This is a genomic window from Parabacteroides sp. TM07-1AC, assembly GCF_003480915.1.
GTDB lineage: Bacteria > Bacteroidota > Bacteroidia > Bacteroidales > Tannerellaceae > Parabacteroides > Parabacteroides chongii.
This window is the reverse complement of sequence record NZ_QUKD01000003.1, coordinates 150,251-171,716: the sequence shown is the minus strand read 5'-3', so window position 1 is coordinate 171,716 and position 21,466 is coordinate 150,251. Positions and strand designations below refer to the sequence as shown.

Below are 21,466 nucleotides of genomic sequence, written 5' to 3'. Positions count from 1 at the left end.
TATGAAAAGAAATATATTCCAGAAAATAAAGAAAATGTTACCTCTGTGTGCCGTTGCCGTGTTGATGGGAAATGTGTCTTGTACAGGGGATTTTGAGAAAATCAATACGAATCCGAACGGTTTAAGGCCGGATCAAATCGGTGTTGCCGCCCGTTTTAATCAGCCGATAACTTCCGTTTATCTGAATTATCAGAACAGACATTATGAATATCAGTTGATGCAGAACTTGAATGCGGATTTGTATTCTGGTTATATGGCTGTGCCTACGGCTTTTGGCGGTAACTATTGTAACTCTACATATGCCATGAATGAAGGCTGGAATGAAACGGCTTTTATTGCAGGTGAATCATATGTAATGAAACCGATCAGTGATATTCTGAAATCTACAGAAGAACCGGATTATGTCTCTATCGCTAAAATTATTCGTGTAGAGGCCATGCACCGTGTTGTCGATACTTATGGTCCTGTACCTTATACGCAAGCCATGCAGGGGGGAGCTTCTGTTCCTTATGATGATGTAGAGACATTGTATAAGACTTTTATTCAGGAATTGAATGAAAGTGTGGATGCTTTGACTGAATTCGTAGATGCCGGCAGTGCAGATGCGTCTCGTATTTCTGATTTCGATATTGTTTGCGGAGCTGACCATAAACAGTGGATACGTTTTGCCAATACCTTACGTTTGCGTTTGGCTATGCGTATTTCTATGGTTGCTCCGGAGTTGGCTAAAACTACGGCAGAAGCTGCTGTCAGCCATAAATATGGTGTGCTGGTAGCCGGCAACAATAATGTAGAAGTAAAAAGTGCCAGTGTACAGAATCCGTTGAATGAGATTAACTACGGATATAATGATATTCGCGTAGGTGCTTCTTTGCTCTCTATTCTGAAAGGATACGATGACCCTCGTTTGGCGGTTTACGTTACTCCTGTCGGTTGGTTCAATGATGAAGACATCAAAGATGCGAGCGGGAAGCCAACCAATAAGATCGGTGAATATGTAGGTATCCGTCAGGGAACCTGGATTGATGATAAGGCTAATTATCAGATGTATTCAACGATCAATATGATCAAATCGAGCAAAAATACCGATTTGACTAATCCGGGACAAATAACCAATGCTCTTCCGTGGATGAAGGTGGCCGAAGCTTATTTCTTACGTGCAGAAGGTGCTCTGAGAGGTTGGAATATGGGAGGTAGTGCCCAGGAACTGTATGAACAGGGTATTAAAGTTTCATTTGACGAACATGGAATTTCTGCTGATGCATACAATAAATACATTGAAAATGGAACAGGTGTAGCTGTGAACTTTGAAGATCCTCATAATCCGGCAAATAATATTGCAGGTATTGACAAATGTACGGTAAAATGGGATCCATCAGCTTCCAATGAAGAAAAGTTGCATAAGATCATCAATCAGAAATGGATTGCTATGTTTCCGGAAGGTCAGGAAGCATGGAGTGAATTCCGTCGTACGGGTTATCCGAAGTTGTTCCCGGTGGCTAATAACTATAGCAGCACGGTAAATGGTGGTATCGAAAATGGCGAGTTTGTGAAACGTTTGCGTTTCCCGCGTAATGATAAAAATGCAAATACGGCAGAAGTTGAAAAAGCTGTCAGCCTGTTGAGCGGACCGGACAATGAGGCAACTCGTTTGTGGTGGGATACCGGACGTAACTTCTAATAAATGTTAGATTCCTGATATTAAACCCCGAATGTTGGTTCACAGCTTTCGGGGTTTTATTATATTTATCCGGTGGAATAGATAAGTTGTCGGATAGATAAGTTTGGATAAAGTATCGTAATTAATAAACTCATTGATATTATTTTATGAAATACAAATGTAAACTGTGGGGGATCGCTTTGGCTGCATGGCTTTGTGTGGATGGCGCTTATTCCCAAATGACTTTGGTAAAAGACGGAAAACCTGTTTCCCGAATCGTTGTTCCGGAAACTAATCAGGTGAATCAACAAGCTGCGACATTTCTGCAGGACTTTGTCCAGCGGATCAGCGGATCGTCTCTTCCTGTCATCGAAGGTAAAAAAGCTAAAAAAGGAGATATAGTAATCGGTCAGGGAAATACAACCGGACTGCTTGAAGACGGATTTCGTCTGTCTACTTCCGATGGTATTTTAAGAATCAGTAGTGGAGGTGATAAAGGGGCTATTTACGGGGTTGTTACCTTGTTGGAAGATTATTTGGGAGTCTCTTATTATACAGCTCATACATATACGCTCGATCAGCGTAAAACAATAGAGATACCGGAACTCGACCGGGCAGAAAATCCCGCTTTCCGTTATCGTCAGACTCAAAGTTATGCGGTCAGAGAAGATCCGGTCTATAAGATGTGGTTCCGTCTGGAGGAACCAAGTGAAGTCTTTGCCGGTAATTTGTGGGTGCATACTTTCGATAAAATTCTGCCTTCGTCAGAATTTGGAGAAAAGCATCCGGAGTATTATTCTTTTATTAATGGTGAACGTCGGCCAGGGGCTGCAAGCCAATGGTGTTTGACGAATCCGGAAGTATTCGAAATCGTATCCCAACGGGTCGATTCTATTTTTAAGGCTAATCCGGGTAAGAATATGATTTCTATCAGTCAGAATGATGGTAATTTTACGAACTGTGCCTGTCCTGATTGTAAAGCCCTGGATGAGTTGGAAGGAGGTTCCCCCAGTGGTAGTCTGATTCACTTCCTGAATAAGCTGGCAGCCCGTTTCCCGGACAAGGAGTTTTCAACATTGGCCTATTTGTTTTCCATGCATCCGCCTAAACAGATAAAACCTTTGCCTAATGTAAACATCATGCTGTGTGATATCGATTGCAGGCGTGAAGTTCCGCTGACGGATAATGAATCGGGACGTGACTTTATGAAAGCGATGGAAGGATGGTCAAAAATCAGTAATAATATATTTGTATGGGATTACGGCATCAATTTCGATTGTTATCTGGCTCCGTTCCCTAATTTCCCGATCCTGAAAAAGAATATTCAGCTGTTCAAAGATCATCATGTAACGATGCATTTCTCTCAGATAGCAGGTTCTAAATGCGGAACATTTACAGAAATGAGATCTTACATCGTCAGTAAACTGATGTGGAATCCTTCACTGGACACGGATTCTTTGATGAAGTCGTTTATGAAAGGATATTACGGTGCGGCGGCTCCTTATTTGTATGATTATGAAAAGCTGCTGGAAGGAGCATTGCTCGGAAGTAAAGTGGATTTATGGATTTTCGACTCTCCGGTTTCACATAAAAACGGAATGCTGAATGCTAACTGTCTTAAACGGTATAATGAATTGTTTGATAAGGCAGAAAAGGCAGTGGCAGATAATAAACAGTTACTCGATCGTGTAAGAATCGAACGCTTGACCTTACAATATTCGGAATTGGAAGTAGCCAGAGCTGAACGTGGCCACGATGTAGATGAGATTAAGGCAAAGCTGGCTTTATTCAGGGAGCGGGCCGCTTATTATCAGTTGCCGACCTTGAATGAGCGTCATAATTCACCATTGGAGTATTGCGATTTGTATGAGAAACGTTTTCTGCCCAAGTCTGAAAAGAATTTCGCTAAAAATGCCAAGATAACATGGATAGAGGCACCATCCGGTAAATATGCCGAAAAAGGAGCGGAGATGCTGATTGACGAATTGTATGGAGGAACAGCATTTGTTGAAAGCTGGGTTGGCTGGGAAGGTAAAAATGCTGCATTTATACTCGACTTAGGCAAAGAAGAAGAGGTGAGCGTGATAGAAAGTGACTTTTTGCACCAGTTGGGGCAGTGGGTATTTTTGCCTAAGAAAGTCTCTTATTCCACTTCTTTGAATAATCAGGATTATCAGTTCTTCGGAAAAACAGATATAGCAGAGGACCAGTCGATCGAGGTGAAATTCTTCCAGGCTCGTAATGAATCGTCTCAGCCGGTAAAAGCTCGTTATATCAAGGTTGAGATTGAAGGGGTGAATACCTGTCCGTCCTGGCATTGTGGAGTAGGCCATCCGGGATGGTTCTTTATGGATGAGATCAGAGTTTTGTAAATACATGAACATAAAAATAAGGGAGGTATCAGTCAATTACCTCCCTTGCTTTTGTATATAAGATATGTTTTATTCTGTGGGCTTGTTTGATACTCTTTTGCGTTTGATATATATCAAACGAATAAAGCATATATGTGTTCCTATCGTTTGATAATTGTTATTCTTTCGTTCGATATTACTGGAATGCAGAAAACTATTCTAATATACCTTTCCCTTGTCGTATAATTTCGAAATAGTCAGTTGTACAATCCACTACCGTTGAAGCCTCAAAACCACCATAGCCGCCGTCGATTACGATATCTACCGTATCTTCATACTTCTCGTGAATCAGTTCGGGATCGGTCGAATACTCGATCATATCGTCATCGTCGTGTACGGACATGGTCAGGATCGGATTCCCCAGCTCTTTGACCAACGTACGGATGATGTTGTTGTCCGGTACGCGGATACCGACTTCTTTCCTGTTCTTATAAATTTTCGGTAACTCGCTGCTTGTCGGAAGAATGAAAGTGAAAGGACCGGGCAAATGTTTTTTCATCAGCTTGAAAGCTGAATTACTTACCTTGGCATATTCACTCAGATTCGAAAGATCATAACAGATGATAGAAAGATTACTCTTTTGAGGATTGATTCCTTTCATTTGGCATATCTTTTCTACGGCACGGACATTCAAAGCGTCACAGCCGATCGCGTATACTGTATCGGTTGGATAAATGACCAGACCTCCGTCACGGAGGACATCGATCACTTTGTCTATTTCCCTGGGGTTGGGGTTTTCAGGGTAGATCTTTATTAGCATAAAATTGAAAATTGAAGATTGAAAGTTGAAAATTAGGTTGAAACTATCCTATCGGATAATTTTCAATTCTCAATTTTCAACTTTCAATTTAATTTACGGCTTAGCCGTAAATTATGTTGCCGTTCTCGTCGGTAAATTCTTCTAATCCTTTGCTGTACTGGTTCATGGCGCGAAGGCTCATGCCCATGCTTGAGAAGCCACCATCGTGGTAAAGGTTCTGCATAGTAACCTTACGGGTAAGGTCGGAGAACATCACGATGCAATAGTCTGCACATTCTTCTGCGGTTGCATTTCCTAGCGGACTCATCTTGTTGGAGAAGTCCATTAAGTGATCCATACCTTTTACACCGCTACCGGCGGTTGTCATGGTCGGAGACTGAGAGATTGTGTTGATACGCACTCCCTTTTCACGTCCGTAGATATAACCGAAGCTGCGTGCGATCGATTCCAGCAGGCTCTTAGCATCCGCCATATCGTTGTAACCGAAGAATGTACGCTGTGCCGCCACATACGATAAAGCAAGAACCGAACCGTAATCAGCGATAGCATCCTGCTTTTTGGCAACCTGAAGCATCTTGTGGAAAGAGATAGCGGAAATATCCAGTGTCTTATCCAGCATATCGTAATCCAGGTCATCATATGTACGTTTTTTGCGCACGTTCGGGCTCATGCCGATAGAGTGCAACACAAAATCTATTTTACCTCCAAGTATCTCCACTGATCTGGAGAATACCGTTTCCAAATCCTGTACGTTTGTAGCGTCTGCCGGCAGAACTTCAGCATTCAGCTTTTTAGCCAGGGCATCGACTTCGCCCATACGTACGGCAACCGGTGTATTACTCAATGTAATGGTTGCACCTTCTTCTACAGCCTTTTCTGCCACTTTCCAGGCAATAGACATCTCATTCAGCGCACCGAAGATAATGCCTCTTTTACCTTTCAATAAATTATGACTCATACCTTTATTTAATTTATTTACGGCACAAAAGTACATAAAATGTGCAAGATAAACAATTTATTCCCTGTAATACACTCTCTTCACCCGCGGAGATACTGATGTTAGGATCTCGTAAGGGATTGTTTTTAGTTTATCGGAAAGTTCGCTTACCGGCAACTCTTCACCGAAGACGATCACCGGATCGCCCTCCTGTGCATTGGTATCGGTGACATCGATCATGCAGGCATCCATACAGATATTGCCGACGATCGGACAACGTTTGCCGGCAACGGAAACTTCACCTCCGCGATTACTGAAATGACGATCCAACCCATCGGCATAACCGATCGGGATGATGGCGATGCGCGAATCACGGTCTACATACGTCCGGCGGCTGTAACCGATCGAATCACCTGCCGGCACTTGTTGTATCTGCAGGATGGTCGTGCGCAGCGTGCTGACGTTGCGTAAACCTTTCATGCCCGAAGCACTGACACCGTACAAACCGATTCCCAGGCGGACCATATCCATTTGATAGTCAGTGAAACGCTCGATTCCGGCAGAGTTGAGGATATGTTTGATCACCTTATATTCCAGTCCGTTCTCCAGTTCGGTTGCTGCTTGGGTAAATGTATCCAGTTGCTTCTTCGTGAAGTCGTCGAAGATGGAAGAATCGCTGCCCACCAGATGGGAGAAGATGGAGCGTGCCGTAACACCGCTTTGTTCTTTCAGCCGTTCGCAGATGGCGGGAACGTCACTGGGTTGGAATCCCAGACGGTGCATTCCGGTATCTATCTTGATATGAATCGGATAGGAGGTAATTCCCCGACGTTCCGTTTCCTTGATCATCGCATCCAGCAGACGGAAACTGTATATCTCCGGTTCCAGGTTATTCTCGAACAAGACGTTGAAACTGCTGAACTCCGGATTCATCACGATGATAGGAATCGAGATACCTTCTTTACGAAGCTCTGCCCCTTCATCGGCAACCGCAACGGCAAGGTAATCGCAGCGATGTTCCTGCAGCGTCTTGGCAAGCTCATATGAACCGGCACCGTATCCGAATGCTTTCACCATGCAGACCATTTTCGTTTCGGGTTTTAACTTCGAACGGTAATAGTTGAAGTTATGCACCACTGCATCGAGATTTACTTCCAGGATTGTTTCGTGTACTTTCTTTTCCAGTAATTCGGAGATCCGTTCGAAATGGAAATGGCGTGAACCTTTAAGCAGGATCAGTTCGTCTTTAAACTGTTTGAATGTCGGCGATTTAAGGAACTCGTCCGTTGTGTTATAGAACTCCTTTTCCATGTCGAAGGCAGCGCCGTACTCTTTCAGGTCGCGTCCGATACCGATGATGCGGTCTATCTTTTTACGGCGAACCAGGTCGGCAACTTTCTTGTAAAGCGATTTAGGCAATGTGCCTGATTGCAGTATGTCGGAAAGGATCAAAGTACATTTCAGATTCTTGTCCACATGGCGGCTCTGCTGGAAGTCGAGGGCGATATCCAGCGAGTTGATATCCGAATTGTATGTGTCGTTGATCAGTATGCAGTTGTTGATGCCTTGCTTTACGTCCAGGCGCATGGCGACGGGCTCCAGTTGGGTGAACTTTTCAGCGTCGTTCACACTGGTAGGCTTCAGGTAAAGCATGACTGCCAGGCAGTGGATGACATTCTCGATAGACGCATCGTCGGTGAAAGGAATGACATATTTCTGGGTCAGTCCGAGCAGTGTACAGCGGATGATTGTTTCCGACTCTTTCTTCTCGATCGTTTCAATGTAAAGCGGTGCGTCTGAATCCGTCCGGCTCCAGGCAATCGCCTTGTGTGAAAGACAGGCTGATTCGATGCAGTTGGAGATGAAGGCATCGTCACCGTCGTATATGATAGCTTCGCAGTCATTGAACAAGGTCAGCTTTTCCAGGCATTTCTGGGTGGTAGAGATGAAATTCTCCTGATGCGCCTCACCGATGTTCGTAATGACACCGATAGTCGGAGCAATGATCGGACGTAGGTTTTCCATCTCGTCCGGCTGTGAAATACCGGCTTCAAAGATGCCCAGCGTATTCTTTTCGCTCATCTGCCAGACAGACAACGGAACGCCCAGCTGTGAGTTATAGCTTCGCGGCGAACGGACAATATTGAATTCCTTGTGTAACAGTTGATAAAGGAACTCTTTCACGATCGTTTTCCCGTTACTGCCGGTAATACCGATAACCGGAATGTTAAACCGTTTCCGGTGATGGATCGCCAGCTTCTGAAGCGCCTTCAATGTGTCCTTGACCACCAGGAAATTCGCATCCGGAAGAGACTCGAACTCCGGAAGCAGCTCGCTCACTACAAAATTGCGTACCCGCAGTTTATAGAGTTCTTTTATATATCTGTGTCCGTCGTTGGTCTTTGTCTTGAGGGCAAAGAAGAGACTCTGTTCCGGAAAAGAAAGCCGGCGACTGTCTGTCAGCAAGATACTAATGGTTCCGTCCTGTAGGTTTCTTGCTTTGGCACCAATAACTCCTACTATTTCTTTTATTGAGTATTCCATTTTTTACATTCCTTTAGACTTTATTATTTCCATCTCTTTTGTACTATCAAAGAAAGGGAATTTCTCGTTAATTCGTTCCATCTTTAACAAAGTTTGCGACAAGAAGCGTTTATAGGCTTCACTTTCGGGTTGAAACGGGCGGTGATTAATAGCCTTTTGTATCTCTGCCCATTCTTTAAGAAAGCCTTTCGTTTCATCGGATAAGAAATTTTCTGTAAAACGTTGCCAAATATAGTCAACGGCCAGTTCCGACGGGTGCAGCATGTCATTGGCATAGAAACGGTAATCGCGCAGCTCGTCCATCATGATCTCGTAAGCCGGGAAGTAGGCGATGCGTTCGGGGTAACTTGTCTGAAGCGCTTCGACGGCCAGCAACAGCGTCGCTTTGCTGAGTTGGTTCCCGTGTGCACCGTCTTTCCAGTGACGGATCGGGCTGACGGTGAAAAGCAGTTTCAGCTCCGGGCATTGTTCCCAAAGAGAAAGCAACAGCTCTTTCCATTCCGATACGATCTCTGCTACGGACAGCATCGAACGGTCGAACATCTTTTCGGGCAGTTTGTGGCAGTTTGCCACCACTTTTCCGGTACTTTTCAGCCGATAAACGTAGGCTGTCCCCAACGTGATCACCATATACTTTGTTTTCCGGATTCCTTCAGCCGAAGCAAATAGCCGGTTGTTTATATTATCTAAGCATTCTGTTTCCGAAGTGGAAGAGAAGCGGCTGTGATGCGTAAAGCTGTGATATACGCCTTCGTTACGGAACAGATCGTCTGCCGTGAACCGTTCCGGATGCAGTAACATACGTAAGGCTGCCGCGATGGAGGCTGGATTATACAGTGTCCCGAACGGGTTTATATCGACATTGAACCGGTTATCGGCCAGCTTCGCCCCGATATTTTCCGCAAAGCAGGAGCCGAGCAGGAGTATTTGTTCCTGCCAGGAAAAGCGGAAAGGCGGCTTGGGGATTTGGATTGAGGTGTATAGCTCCATACTATTCCTCCGGACTCTCTGTCAACGTATCTTGTGCGGGCGGCACGATCGTATGCCGGACGTAGAATGCGCGTTTTCCGCACCAGTTTTTTTGTATCTGGTTGTCTTCCAGCAGTTGTTCGAGGTCCGCCTTTGCCTTTTGACGGGTACATTGGTTCAGGCTGGCGGCAACACTTTGGTTGATCGACCCGTAGTTTTTGATGTACCACAGGATACGCTTCTGACGGATGTCGGAATTGTAGGATTTCTTGTTGCTTGTTCCTTCCCGCCGTTCGATGCGTGCGTTGCGTAAACGTTTCTTCAACTCCGGATCGGCCCTGAATTCCACGTTCTTAAACTCGATGGATGCCGAACGGATATCTTTTTTGTTTACCACCTGCTGTTTGCATTTCAGCGTGACGGAAAACGTGCCGATGCCTTCCAGATGTACGCTTTGGCTGTTGCTGAGGAAAAAGCACAGTCGTTCGCCGATAGCCTTGATGGCACCTTTGATGTCGGCAACCGTAAACGTACTCATGCCCTCGATCGTCTCCGCCAGCTTATCGGTGTTGACGGTCTGGATATTGATTGCCCGGGCATGTAATGTCGGTTTCTCTTCCCCTTCCCGGAGGGGGTTGGTAAATAGATCATATTCAATACTCATACACTTCCCTTTATTTAAGGTTCAACGTCATGATAATTAAGAAATTTCCTGCTTTATTCTTTTTATGAAATAAATTTATTACATAAAAAGAAGGCTATGAATACAAAAAAGTAAAGTATACTTTTCTTTTTTGTAATGTATACTTTTCGTATATAAAAGTCCGCAATAAAGGTAATAATTCTCCTGATATAAAAAAGAGCTTCTCCGGGACTTTTTTCTTGATTTTGCAGGGCTGCTTGTGAGGTGCTGTAAAGTGTTGATAGAAAGTAAGTATGACTATATATAAATAGGTACGCGCGTACATTGATAATATATAATACGGATAAGGTATAAAAATGAGGTGTAATGTGTTGCGGGATAGGAAGATAGTTTGAAAAAGATTGTGACGAATTTAATCGTCCCTTTTTTCTCGTCAACAAAAGTAAGCATTTGTTCGATACAAACCAGCCTTTTTAAGATATTTTTTATTCGTCTATCTGCTTTCTTATCAGTTGAATAGTAAATCCTGTACGAAATAGCGGTTTTCACAAACGAAAACGAATAAAATGACGAAATTAAAGGGACGATTAAACTCGCCATGGTTTGTAAGTCGAGATGTCCCGGATATGATTTGAACTTATTACACTTTAGTATTAATATTAAATTTTAAATTATGAACAAAAAGTTTTCTACTCTTGTGGCCAGTCTCCTGCTGGCCGGAGCTTGGACAGCGGCAGATGCAAAGTTAACTGTATTGCCATCTAATGCAGTGCCTTCTGTAGCAACTCCTTATGTAATAGGAACTGGATTTAATGATCTTAATGGGACAGTTGGAAATTTAATTTCTGCAACCGGTACTCTTGCTGTTTCAACGACCCAAACTGTCAAAGAATTTGGACATGAATGGGTTTTGGTTGCAGCTTCTGTAAAAGATGTAAATGAAAAAGAAGTAAAAGGAGCTTTTTATCTGAAAAATGCAGATGAAAAATATTTGTCTATAACCTCTGGTTTTAAAGGTCTTCTTGTAGAGAAAGCTGAGGAAGCTGTAGCTTTTGTTTTTAATGAGACAAAAGATGTTATATCTCCTGCTATTGATTGTACGTTAAATGGTGTGAATATAACGACAACTCTTGAGTTGGCGATTAATGCAAGCTCAGTAGATTTAGTAGCTGCTGGTGATGCCGAGCTTACTTATCCTCGTGTAAAATTTGCAGAATTTTCAGCACCAAAAACTATTACAGGTTGGGGTAATAATTTGATGAATACGATAGGTGGTGATTATTATTATCTGGCTCAGGAGAATATAGCAACGGGAGAAGTTGCAAAGGTCCTTAAATACGAAAATGGAAAAGCAGACTTTGTTCCTGTAACAGGATCTTCTGCACCTGCAGAAGATGCATATATGTGGAAAGTAACGAAGACAACGGCTAGCAATGTGATTTCATACACATTTGAAAGCAAAGTTGATGGCTCTAAAAAATTCACATATACAACAGATAAGGAATATTCAAAAGGTTTTAATTTGAATAATGTTCCTACAGGTGTTGCTGATGGTGATCTTTTTGGTATTTATCGTTCTCCACTGACTTCTCAATCCGGTAAAGTTCTTAACGACATTTTAGGTGAAGGTTTTACTCTGACATTTAAGGTAAATAAAGACAGCAAAAAAGAAGTTGAATTAACTGATGCTTTCGCTGGTACTTTGACTGCAGTAGTAGCAAATGGTACAGATTCTAAAGGTAATACTATTTGGGATGCTACAACAACGGATACTGAATTCAAAATCAAATCAGGCAAGAAGTTCTTGGCTTTGAAAGAAGCTGACAATAATATCAATGGTGTTGAAGGTGAATTCGTTTTGATCGCAGAAAAGGATCTGGATGAAGATGGTTACATTACTGATTTTAGCGTAGAAAGCTACTATGGTGAAGATCAGACAATTGTTAATCGTTTTAAGGCTATAGCTACAGACGGTACTGAATATTTCGCTTATATCGTAACTCCTTCTGCTACAACAAAGGCTTATTTGACATCTATTAAAGATGGTGCAGAAGCAGAAGAAAATTATCCGTATATCTCTTTGAACGATAATAATTTCGTTGAACTGGAAGATTTGGTACACGTATTCTGGAATATCTCTTATGCTGATACAAAAGCAAATGCAAAAGAAGATGGCGAAGAATATAAATATGGTCGTGTACTGGCTATTGAAGATGAGGATAACAACGGTATTTCTGCTAAAACTGCAAATTATGTATTAGCTAATACTGTAAGCCTGTCTTCTCCGGAAACTCAGTGGGCTGTTGTTGATGTAGATGCTGCAGGTAAGGTTACATTGCAGAACCGTGAAACTAAAACTCAGATCACAGGGGTAACATTCCGCTATACAGATAGAGATAATGTATGGAAGATGTATTCTTCTGATGCTGTTATCGATGGAAATGACTTGGTAAAAGTTGCTAAAATTACTGATTTCGACAAATTCGATGGTTTCAAGGCTTACAAAGAAAGTGAAATCAGGAACAACAAGTTCTATTTAGGTCAATATCATGCAGTAGCTGGTAACAATCACGCTTACTTTGTGGAAAACCATACTGACAAAGCAAGCCATCAGATTGGTATGACTGCCGAAGAAGGTAAGGCTGACAAGTGGAACCTGCGCTTTGCAACAAAGACATTCACAAACGATGATGACGAAGAGGTAACAGTAGTTGATACAGTATATGTTGAAACTAAGTTCTATACATTGAAAGCTGACGGTAGCAAAGAAACTGATGCTAACAAGATCAAAAAATCTTCTTTGGCTATCATTCCTTACTATTTCCAGAAAGTTTCAAACAGAGAGTATGTAGAGTTTGATAATGAAACTGGTAAGAAATTCTATGCTTGTGACGAAGATAAAAAGGTGAAAGCTACAACTGCTCGTTTCGCTTTGAAAAAGAAGATTAACGATGATGTATATAACTTCGTTGAAATTGTATGTGAAGATTTTGCTTCTAGCGAAGATCATAACGATGATGTATTGAGTGGCAATAAAGTATACGTAGCCAACAGTGCAGATAAAGGTTCTTTGAAGCGTATGGATGTTTACGCTGAAGACAACAACTCATTGATGGTTGTAGTTCCGGCAGAAGCTCCTGAATATCATTTGGTAAGCGAAGGTATGTGGGGTGACACAATCTCTTTGGCTCGTAAAGAAAATGCAGCTCAGGTTCTGTATGAAAAATTCGATGCTAAATCTATCGTAAAAGACGATACTTTGAGCTTCTTGAATATCGACAACGTAAAACAGTTTAACATCAACCCGGCTCTGTTTGTTGACACAGCTTATGTAAAACGTGGAACAGAAGAAGATCCTAACACTTGCTATCAGTATCTGTTGGCTGTAAGACATTCTTATGGACGTCACATTGATGGTTGTGGTATTCCGGGACACGAACAGACAGTAGGTGCTATCGATACAGTTTATGGTGACTTCCTGATCAACTTGGTAGACACTGCCAACCTGTATAACGATATCCACAACAACTGGTATATCAACGAAGATGAAGCAGGTAATAAGTTTGAAACTAAGCTGGCTTTCGTAACAGGTTTCCACACATTGACAGATAATGTATTGAATATCGTAAAAGAAGATGGTGACACTATCAAGATTGATATGGATACTCCTGACTTCAATGTTGCTAAGTTTGCTTTCCGTTACACAGATAGCGATGCTAAGACATTTAAGATCCAGACTCAGTATAAACAATTCGTAGGTGGTTTTGATACTGCTGAAGAAGCTGCTGATTATTATGCAGAAAATCCTGAACTGATCTCTAACGAAGGTTACTTGAGATGGGTGAACGGTACAGTAGTTGTTACAAACAATTTCGAAGATGGTGATGAATTTGTTATCACTGAAAGAGTTGATCGTGATCCGGTTGCTAACGAATCTATTGATGCTGCTTCTGAAGTATCAGTAATCGCTACTAACGGTGCTGTTATCATCAAGGGTGCTGAAGGTAAGAAAGTTTCTATCAGCAACGTTCTTGGTCAGACAATCGCTAACACAGTTGTTACTTCTTCTGAAGCTACAATCTCTGCTCCTGCTGGTGTAGTTGTAGTAGCTGTTGAAGGTGAAGCTGCTGTTAAAGCAATCGTAAAATAAGAGTAATTTATAATCAAAAATAAAATTCTAAAATTTCCACGTGGTGGTGTAGAGACGTTATAACTAACGTCTCTACTATCCATCAATTACCCTGCGACAGGCGAAAAAGTGGTTATTAATATTAAGTAATAAAATAAAGTTCTTACTGTAATTACTTCCGTGAGGAAGGAATACAGAAAAAAACAGCCTCTGCGGTCTCGTATCGTAGGGGCTTTGTTGGTTGTAGCATTTTGTATAAGTAAAATAGATCGGAAATAAAAAAATGTAACTAATTTAGCTGCCGGGAAAAGGTGTTAATACTTAAAATCAATATGGGAAAACTGGAAAAACAACAAGAAATCTTTATCCTGTCTGCTTTGAAGCAAGACAGCAAAGATGCTTTCTCCATCCTGTTCCAGACCTATTATGCCGACCTCGTGTTGTTTTGTGGCAACTTTATAAGAGACAAGGATTCGTGTGAGGATATTGTCCAATCGATCTTTCTGAAGCTTTGGAGTGACCGGAAAAACATACAGATTGAAACCTCTTTAAAATCTTATTTGCTGAAAGCTGTCCGTAACAGTTGTTTGGATGAATTTCGTCATTTGGAAATTATACGTCAGCACGAAGCTGAATATGAGAGTACCACATTGGATTCATACGATACGGATAATTATATATTGCATTCGGATCTGTCCGATCATTTGCATCGTGCACTTGAGAAAGTTCCCGAACTATATCGGGAAGCTTTTATGTTGAATCGTTTTGAAGGATTGAAATACAGAGAGATTGCAGAGCAGCTGAATGTTTCTGAACGTACTGTGGAAGTCCGCGTCAGTAAGACGCTGGATCTATTGCGAAAATATTTGAAGGATTTCTTTCTATTTCTTATATCAATCGGTATTCCCTAAAAAAAGTTATAAACTATGTGGGAAATGATTTCCCAGACGTCTTAACACCATAAAAGAGAAGAAATGACAGACAAAGATCAAATACAACTTATTATATCAGCTTATCTATCCGGAAAAGCAACCGTGAAGGAATGCCGTGAACTGGAAGAATGGGTGAAGGAATCACCTGATAATAATCGCTATTTCCAGGAAATGCGTAATATCTGGCAGGTGATGCATCCTGCTTTTAACCCCTCTGAGATTGACGTATCTGAAGCTGAAAAAAATATTCTGGCAAATATCGCAGCCACGAAGAGGAATATAGTCCGTACTATATTGGTTTATTGGCAGCGTGTGGCCGCTATCCTTCTTCTGCCTTTGTTGATTCTTTGTACTTATTTATATCTGAATAAAGAGAGTGACTTGTATGATACGATAGAATATCAAGAGGTGAAATCGCCTCACGGAACTTTTTCAGAGGTGCGTTTGCCTGATGGAACCAACGTCTGGTTGAATGGCGGAAGCTCCCTGAAATATCCTTTGGTTTTCCGGAAAGGTGAACGGGATGTTTTCTTAAATGGTGAAGGATATTTTGAAGTACATTCCGATAAAGAAAATCCTTTTATCGTAAAAACCGATCAGATAACCCTGCGAGCTACGGGTACGGCTTTTAATATAGAAGCCTATAACACCGATTCGATTACGGCTGTTACGATGGTCAATGGCAAGATCGACGTTGCTTTCGGAAACTCTTCTCCGGTCGCTATGATTCCGGGAGAACGTGCTTCCTTTAATAATCAGACCAAGCAATGCCTTATCGCAAAGACCGATCCGTATAAATGGTATGCCTGGAAAGATGGATTAATGATATTCCGGGATGATCCGTTGTCATATGTATTTAAACGCCTCGGACTTACCTTTAATGTCAATATAGATTTGAAAGATCCTTCTTTGGCAAATGCTCCGTATCGTGCAACGTTTGAATATGAATCATTGGATGAAATATTACGATTGCTGGAAATGAGTGCCCCTCTGCACTTCAAACAAAATAAGAGGGTGAAGGATAAGAACAATACTTATGAGAAACAAACAATAGAAGTTTATAAAAGAAAAAGGTGACATAGATCACCTTTTTTTCTCTTTGTTTTGACGTAAAAAAGAAAATCCTGTTTTTATGAAAAAAAGTGACTTTTCGATTGTGGTAAAAAATAACTGAGCCGTCTTAGTAATATATGGGAGAAATTAGAATTAGTTGTTCACCATAAAATCTATGCCTATGAAGTAATATTATCAATTAAGATCAATGAAACGGCTTGAAATAAAAAGGAAAGGTGTGCGAGACCTTTCCTTTGGATCGTTTAGCTGTTTAAAAGTTTTTAGTCAACCTTATTTTTCTAACTAAACAAACAAATGTATGAATTCCATTTCGGATAAAAAAATCGAAAGGCAATGTTTTGCCATTAAAATTTTTCGAGTTATGAGATTGTGCTTGTTATTTGTAGCTTTAAGTCTAACACAAGTATTTGCTTCGATATCTTATTCACAGTCAGTGTCTGTGAGCCTCCAAATGAGAAATGTATCGATAGAAGAGGTATTGAACGCAATAGAACAAAAGACAGAGTATCGCTTTTTGTATAATAAAGATGTTGTCAATGTCGGGCAAAAAGTGAATGTCTCTGCCAATGAGAGTGATATATCAGATTTATTGAATAGTATATTGAAAAATACTGATATACATTATACCATTAGTGATCGTCAGATCGTATTAAGTAAAAGTGGTTTGTTATCTCAGTCTTTAAATGCAGATGAACGAATTATAACGGGAGTCGTGACAGACGAAAATGGAGAACCTATCATTGGTGCCAACGTGATTGTCAAGAATAACCCGACACTGGGTGGAATTACCGATGTAGACGGTAAATTTAGTATTACGATACCTTCCAAAGCTACTTTGGTTGTTTCTTATATTGGATATGATTCTGAAGAGATGACCGTAACGAATCAAACAGTATTGAAAGTTGTTTTGAGGGAAAGCCACAGCCAGTTGGATGAAGTGATTGTAGTTGGTTATGGTTCAACATCTACTCGGAAAACAGTAAGTTCTGTTACCAGTGTGAAGACCGATAAAATCGATGAGTTGCCGTATACCAGCACATCTGCCGCCTTGCAGGGACGTGCTGCCGGTGTGATTGTTCAACAGACCGGAGGTGAACCGGGAGGTACAGTTCCTACGATCTCTATCCGTGGTGGAGGTACTCCGCTTTATATTATTGATGGTATTATACGCGAACCTCTTGATTTTAATGCCTTGACTTCTTCGGATATAGAGTCTATATCCGTTTTGAAGGATGCAAGTGCAACGGCTGTATATGGTGCTCAGGCAGGTAATGGTATTGTACTTGTAACAACCAAAAGAGGTAATAGTGAAAAGATCAATATTGATTATACGGCAGGTTTTGATTGGAGCAGACCGACTGTTATTCCAGATCGGGTAAATGCAATTGAATATGTTACTTCTGCTAATAAAGCAGCCGAATATGACGGACGTGGTGCTTATGCTATGTATTCGGAAGATGTGGTAAATAAAGTATTGAATCATTCTGATCCGGCTAACTACCCGGATAATGACTGGCTGAAAATGGCGATTAATAATTTTGCACCTCAAATGAGGCATAATCTATCTATGTCGGGTAAATCAAAAAACGGTGTGAAGTATTATACGTCTTTGGGCTATCTGAATCAGGAGTCTTTGTTTAAACAGTCTCATAATAATACGTTTAAACGTTATAATATCAGGAGTAATGTTTCTTCGAGTTTTGATAATATTGGCTTGGAAGTCGGTCTGAATCTGGATGCAATTTTGGAAAAAAGAAATCCGAATCCGTACGGACAATCATTGATTTGGAGAAACTTGCTGGCCTATAATAAACCAATTGATGTCGCTTATAATCCGGATGGAACCTATAGTGCTCTTTCTGTTCATCCTCTGGCTTGGTTAGATAAGGAATCGGGTTATGATCGGGTGTCGGATAATATATTGAATGCGCAATTATATGCTACCTGGGCATTGCCGTGGGATAAAGGTTTGAAATTTAAAATTTTAGCAAACTCCCGTTACTCAAACTATAATAGAAAGTATTTCCAATCCAGTGCTCCTCAATATTCTCCTGCAGGGGAATTGAAAGAGGCTTCACCTTCAGAAATGTCATTGACAAACAGCTGGTGGCGTAATAATACATTGGAAGCGAGCGTGGAATATAGTAGGGCGATTGATCGTCATTTCTTTGAAGTACAAGGAGTGTATAGCTATTATAATACAACGAATGAAGAGTTCAGTGCGTCGAGAAATGGTTTTATTTCAAATGATTTCGATCAGCTGTTCGCAGGAGATGCAACTACACAGCAAAATACAGGAACTGCACAGGAAGGTGCGCGTATCGGTTATGTCGGACGTTTGCGATACAATTATGCCGATAAATATTTGGTAGAAGGAAACTTCCGCTATGATGGGTCTGATAATTTTGCAAGAGACCAGCGTTGGGGATTTTTCCCTTCAGGTGCTTTGGCATGGGTTGTTTCAGAAGAAGGCTTTATGCGTAGTTTGAAAGACAAACAGATTATCGATTTCTTCAAGATCAGGGCTTCTTACGGACAGGTCGGTTTGGAAACCGGTGTTACTCGTTTCGGTTATATTCCTACATATTCTTATAATTCTCAGTCGGCAGTTGTCGGTGGTCAGTTCGTTGCCGGATTTACAGAAGGTAATTTGGTTTCAAATGCGTTGAGTTGGTATACAAAAGATGTTTTTGATATCGGTTTTGATATGGCTTTCCTGAACAATCATTTGAATTTTACTTTCGATTACTATTATTATAAGACAAAGGGTTATTTGATTTCTCCACAGAACCGTTATACGACTACGTTGGGTAAAGATTTGCCACAGGTGAAATCAAAGAGTGTTCATCGTCGGGCCGGCTATGAAGCTATGGTGAGATACAAGAACAAAGTGGGTGATTTGAATTATGATCTGGGCTTTAACTTTACCACTTATGATGAATTATGGGAAGTGAATGAGAGTGAATCGGAAGCCACTTTGAAGAATCCGAAGAAACGTTCGACTCATCAGAAGAATTATTTTGGAAATGCATATCATTCTGGCGGCATTTATCAGAATGTAGGGGATGTATTGGATAATCCTCGTTTCCTGAGTGCTACGGAATTGAAGCCGGGTGACCTGTCTTATATCGATGTGAATGGAGATGGTAAAATCGATTCGGAAGATCAGGTGAGAATAGGAAAACCTTTCTTCCCTTCTTTCAACTATGGTTTTGATTTCAATCTGGAATATAAAGGCTTCTTCCTGTATGGCTTGTTCCAGGGAACGGGACCACGTTATGTAGAGTTGGGAGGTCTGATGAAAGGTGGAAATACAATGGAAATGAACTATAAGTATCAGTTGGATTTCTGGGCTCCGGATAATACGGATGCAGCCTATCCGCGTGCCTCTTCTTATCAGAATATCAATAGCTCCAATAATACACAATCATCGGATTTCTGGATTAAAAATGCCAGTTATTTCCGTATGAAGAGTTTACAGTTTGGCTATGACTTCAAGAATATCTTACTTAAAAATGTAAGTGCGATTAGTAAATTGAAACTGTCAGTGATGGGAACTAACCTCTTTACTATATCTGGAGTGAAAGATTATTTCGATCCGGAAGTTGTGGATGGTAGCGGACAGGGCTATCCGGTTCAGCAGACATTCTCAGTTGCATTAAATGTTGGATTTTAAAAAGAAACAGATATGAAATATATAGCAATTTTATCGACTTTTATTCTTTTGTTTGTCTCATGTGCAGACGATCTGGATAAATCTCCGCTGGATAAGTTCTCAGAAGATAAAGTCTGGAAGTCTGCAGAAGGTGCACAGACTTTTGTGAACGGGACTCTGTATGTGGCTAAATTATTGACGGAAAATGCTGATGACTGGAGCGATAATTCAGTTGTCAATACGGAAATGAGTGCTGCAGTAAGAACGGTTCGTGAATTGATGACGAATGCAAATGACTATGGATGGAATAAATTCGGGGAAATTCGCCGATGCAATCTGATTATTGAAAAGGTTACTGCTTCCGAAGATATTAAGGAGGCGGACAAAGTTCCTTTGATAGCCCAGGCCAAAATGCTTCGTGGCATTATTTATTACACCCGTGCCAGGTTATTCGGTCGGTTGATGATTGTCGATCGTGTGCTCACTCCTGATGACGATCTGATGTTTGCACGCTCTGCAACCATAAAAGATACTTATGATTTTATCATCAATGATTTGACTGATGCTGCTGAAGGGTTGCCGGTGACAGCTTCTGCCGGAGCTCTGACAAAAGGTGCCGCTTACGCTTTAAAAGCTGCTGTTTGCCTGCAAGGTGCTGCCTATTTGACTGATACGAACGATAAAAAGGATTATTATCAGCAAGCCAGGAAAGCTTGCGAGGACCTGTTCTCTTTGGGTGTTTATTCCTTGGAGGGAGATTATGGAAAGCTGTTTAACGACTATACTACTGGTTTAAATTCGAAGGAAGTGATTCTGGCTACTTATTATTTGTCGGAAACAACAAGGATGTCCGGAACCTGGATGCAGTCGATTGTTCCTAATCAAGGTGCTGGTAAAATTCCGGATGAAGTGGCTGCTGTATGGCCGGTAGAAAATTTTGAGGGTTGGCATGATAAGTCTCCGTCTCAGGATTTGGTAAGTGCTTATGAGGTGGTTGATACGGATGGAAATGCTAAAATGTGGAATGAGACTTCCTATTATAAAAACTTTAAGCCGAATGTTGATTATGTAAGTAATGCGATTTATAAAAATCGTGATGCCCGTTTTTATTCAACGATTGCCTATGATTCTACCAAGTATTTTAATTCGATCATAACAATGCGTGTCGGAGGTAATCTTTATTATTTGAATAATAAGGAGAAGGATCGTCATATGACGAAAACCGGCTATCTGTATATTAAGAATCTGTATCAGGATAAGTCTGTTATTGCAGGTGTTCCGACAGACTGGCATTTGATACATTTGCGTTTAGGAAGAACCTATTTGGATTATGCGGAAGCCTTATTGAGATTAGGGGAAACAGCTACAGCAATTGAATACATCAACAAAACCAGAATGGCTCATGGGCAGTTGCCTGCTTTGTCAACGTCCCTTTCTAAAGAGGAAGCCTGGAAATGTTATAAGCAGGAGCGTCGTGTGGAGTTAGTTCAGGAAGAAGACAGATACTGGTCTTTGTTGCGTTGGGGAAAAGAAGATGGTGTTGATGAAATTGATGAGTTGAACACACCGCCGACAGCTATTGAGATTGCTGAAGACGGAAAGAGTTTTGAGATTATTCCGGTTCCGGTTGTCGGACCGTCCAACGACAGGAAGTTTACGTCCAGAAGATATTTTATGCCGATTCCGAAAAATGAGACTATTCTGAATGAGAAGCTGTCAAATGATCAGAATCCGGGCTGGGAATAAATAATA

At 41.2% G+C, this 21,466-nt stretch carries 12 protein-coding genes; 7 read left to right on the top strand and 5 right to left on the bottom strand.

The features are described 5' to 3' along the window. The first annotated feature begins 1 nt into the window (after position 1). Positions 2-1,681 (top strand): SusD/RagB family nutrient-binding outer membrane lipoprotein, encoded by a 1,680-nt coding sequence (locus DXD68_RS08480; protein ID WP_122361218.1) that lies wholly within the window; start codon positions 2-4, stop codon positions 1,679-1,681. A gap of 146 nt (positions 1,682-1,827) precedes the next feature. Beyond that, on the top strand, positions 1,828-4,032 hold the full coding sequence (locus tag DXD68_RS08475) for a DUF4838 domain-containing protein (protein WP_122361217.1): 2,205 nt from the start codon (positions 1,828-1,830) through the stop codon (positions 4,030-4,032). A gap of 193 nt (positions 4,033-4,225) precedes the next feature. On the opposite strand, the gene DXD68_RS08470 is transcribed toward DXD68_RS08475, so the two are convergent. The 5 genes from DXD68_RS08470 to DXD68_RS08450 all read right to left on the bottom strand — a co-directional run bounded on the left by DXD68_RS08470 (position 4,226) and on the right by DXD68_RS08450 (position 9,945). After that, positions 4,226-4,831, bottom strand: a complete 606-nt coding sequence (locus DXD68_RS08470; protein ID WP_122361216.1) for an L-threonylcarbamoyladenylate synthase — start codon at positions 4,829-4,831, stop codon at positions 4,226-4,228. A gap of 100 nt (positions 4,832-4,931) precedes the next feature. After that, positions 4,932-5,789, bottom strand: coding sequence for an enoyl-ACP reductase (locus DXD68_RS08465; RefSeq protein WP_122361449.1), 858 nt, complete (start codon positions 5,787-5,789; stop codon positions 4,932-4,934). A 57-nt stretch (positions 5,790-5,846) separates the two neighbouring features. Next, positions 5,847-8,312, bottom strand: a complete 2,466-nt coding sequence (locus tag DXD68_RS08460) for a bifunctional UDP-N-acetylmuramoyl-tripeptide:D-alanyl-D-alanine ligase/alanine racemase (RefSeq protein WP_122361215.1) — start codon at positions 8,310-8,312, stop codon at positions 5,847-5,849. Between the two features lie 3 nt (positions 8,313-8,315). After that, entirely contained in the window at positions 8,316-9,302 is a 987-nt protein-coding gene (locus tag DXD68_RS08455; RefSeq protein ID WP_122361214.1) for a GSCFA domain-containing protein, read from the bottom strand. 1 nt (position 9,303) lies between these two features. Next, positions 9,304-9,945, bottom strand: a complete 642-nt coding sequence (locus tag DXD68_RS08450) for an HU family DNA-binding protein (RefSeq protein ID WP_122361213.1) — start codon at positions 9,943-9,945, stop codon at positions 9,304-9,306. A gap of 652 nt (positions 9,946-10,597) precedes the next feature. Between DXD68_RS08450 and DXD68_RS24740 the strand changes: the two genes are divergently transcribed. The 5 genes from DXD68_RS24740 (at position 10,598) to DXD68_RS08425 (ending at position 21,460) form a co-directional block, all read left to right on the top strand. Further along, a complete protein-coding gene (locus DXD68_RS24740) occupies positions 10,598-14,074 on the top strand; it encodes a DUF6383 domain-containing protein (protein ID WP_122361212.1) in 3,477 nt (1,158 codons plus the stop codon). Between the two features lie 311 nt (positions 14,075-14,385). Then, the gene (locus DXD68_RS08440; RefSeq protein WP_122361211.1) at positions 14,386-14,964 is read left to right on the top strand and encodes an RNA polymerase sigma-70 factor; all 579 of its coding nucleotides are present in this window, start codon (positions 14,386-14,388) and stop codon (positions 14,962-14,964) included. A gap of 63 nt (positions 14,965-15,027) precedes the next feature. Then, entirely contained in the window at positions 15,028-16,062 is a 1,035-nt protein-coding gene (locus DXD68_RS08435) for a FecR domain-containing protein (RefSeq protein ID WP_122361210.1), read from the top strand. A gap of 448 nt (positions 16,063-16,510) precedes the next feature. Continuing rightward, positions 16,511-19,735 (top strand): TonB-dependent receptor, encoded by a 3,225-nt coding sequence (locus DXD68_RS08430; RefSeq protein WP_233577050.1) that lies wholly within the window; start codon positions 16,511-16,513, stop codon positions 19,733-19,735. A gap of 12 nt (positions 19,736-19,747) precedes the next feature. Next, positions 19,748-21,460 (top strand): RagB/SusD family nutrient uptake outer membrane protein, encoded by a 1,713-nt coding sequence (locus DXD68_RS08425; RefSeq protein WP_122361208.1) that lies wholly within the window; start codon positions 19,748-19,750, stop codon positions 21,458-21,460. Positions 21,461-21,466: the final 6 nt, after the last annotated feature.